Annotated in this window: 1 protein-coding gene; it reads right to left on the reverse strand. The window is 73.6% G+C overall.

What is annotated here, in order from left to right; all coding sequences use genetic code 11:
- Positions 1 to 36 precede the first annotated feature (36 nt).
- A complete protein-coding gene (locus AB0G02_RS36595) occupies positions 37 to 1,392 on the reverse strand; it encodes a DEAD/DEAH box helicase (RefSeq protein ID WP_360803992.1) in 1,356 nt (451 codons plus the stop codon).
- Between the last annotated feature and the right edge of the window lie 725 nt (positions 1,393 to 2,117).

Raw genomic sequence — 2,117 nt, forward strand, 5'->3', positions numbered from 1 at the left:
CCTGCTCGACACACCCCGCCAACCACTTACTGTTCCCTAGGGCCCCCCCCCCCCCCGGGGGCGGCCGGCCCCCCCGCCGCCACCACTGCGCTCGCGGTCGAAGCGGCCGCCGCGGAAGCCACCGCTGCCGCTGCCGCCGGTGCGCCGAGGGGCACCGCCGCTGCGACGGGCGCGGACCGGGGTCTCGGGCTCGACCACGGGGACACCGCTGGGCACCCGCGCACCGGTGATGCGGACCAGCTCCTCGTCACCGGGACGGACCTTGGTCGACGTCGGGCGGATGCCCGCGCGCGACGTGAGGCCCTGGACGGCACGCCGCTGGTCGTGCGTGACCAGCGTGACGACCGTGCCCGACTGGCCCGCCCGCGCCGTGCGGCCGGCACGGTGCAGGTAGTCCTTCGGGTCGGCCGGCGGGTCGACGTGCACGACGAGGCTCACGTCGTCCACGTGGATGCCGCGCGCCGCCACGTCGGTGGCGATCAGCACGGGCATGCTGCCCTCGCGGAACTGGCCGAGCACCCGCGTGCGCGCGCTCTGCGCCTTGCCGCCGTGCAGCGCGCCCGCGTGGACGCCCATCGACCGCAGCTTCTTGGCCAAGCGGTCCACGTGGTGCTTGGTGCGCACGAACATGATCGTGCGACCCTCGCGCGCGGCGACCTCGGTGACCACGTTCTGCTTGTCCTCGGCGGACACGAACAGCAGGTGGTGCTCCATCGTGGTGACGCTGCCGGTGGGCGGCGACACGGAGTGGACCACCGGGTTGTGCAGGTACTGGCGGACCAGCTTGTCCACGTCGCCGTCGAGCGTCGCGGAGAACAGCAGCCGCTGGCCGTCCTGCGGCGTCAGGTCGAGGATGGCCCGGACCTGCGGCATGAAGCCCATGTCCGCCATCTGGTCGGCCTCATCCAGCGCGGTGAACATGACCTCGGACAGGTCGGCCGTGCCCTGGCGGACGTGGTCGGACAACCGGCCGGGGGTGGCGATCAGCAGGTCGACGCCACGGCGCAGCGCGTCGACCTGACGCGGGAACGACGTGCCGCCGACGACCGTGCGGCACCAGAGGCCGAGCGACCGGGCGAACGGGTTGAGGGCTTCCTCGACCTGCATCGCCAGCTCACGCGTGGGCACGAGCACGAGCGCGCGCGGCTTGAGCGGCTTGGCCCGACCACCGGTCAGGCGGGACAGCAGCGCGAGGCCGAACGCCAGCGTCTTGCCGGAGCCGGTCTGGCCGCGGCCGAGGAGGTCGCGGCCCGCCATGGCGTCCGGCAGCGTCGCGGCCTGGATGGGGAACGGTTCGGTGATGCCCGCTTGCGTGAGCGCGCCCAGCAGCTCGTCGGACAGGCCCAGTTCGGCGAACGAGGGCAGCGGGCCCTCGGGCAGAGGGCTCTCCATGTGGTCGAAAACGGTGGTCGTCGGCTCCAGGGAGGGAGCGGGACGACGGTTGCCCTGGCCAGGGCGCCTGCTGCGGGGCTTGCGGAACTGCGGGCGCTCGGAACGGCCTTGGGACATTGTCGGCAAAACAAACCTCCGGGACACGGCACGTCTCGAGGATTGCTCTGCTTCAGCAGGCGCGATCGCGGGGACGGGCCCGGCGCGCGGATCGCGCCGATAGCGGTTGGGAGCACCACCGGCCACTCTGGCGGCCTGGGGCGCTCTTAGGCGCCACCGGGCGGTGCACCACTCAGTCTAGCTGATCACGCGGCCGAGTTCGGCATCACGGCGGTGTTCTCGCGCACACGCGTACTGGGCCGGGCGATCCCGTGCGCCCCGCCGATGATCTACGCGAACCGCAAAAGCGCACTTCGGGACGGGTGCGCGTCGGTTCCGGCCCGCTTCGGCCGACGCAGCGCCCACCAGCTGAACGGAGCAACGGCGGTCGGCGCGGTGAGCACCCCGGACGGGTGGCCGGGGAACACCGCGCTGCTCAGGACGTGCGCGACGGCGTGCGACCCGGACCCGGGCGGCAAAGGACTTCGACCTTCCGCAGGTGCGTGCATCGTGAGCCGTCGCGGCGGCGTTCGCGTCCCCGGCCGGGGACGCGGGACGAGGTCCGGGCCGGGGTCGACCCGGAGGGCGTGCGCGCCCGGGTGGTCGGGCCGGGCGTGCCCGACCGGCCG

Source organism: Actinosynnema sp. NPDC023658, assembly GCF_040639995.1.
GTDB lineage: Bacteria > Actinomycetota > Actinomycetes > Mycobacteriales > Pseudonocardiaceae > Actinosynnema.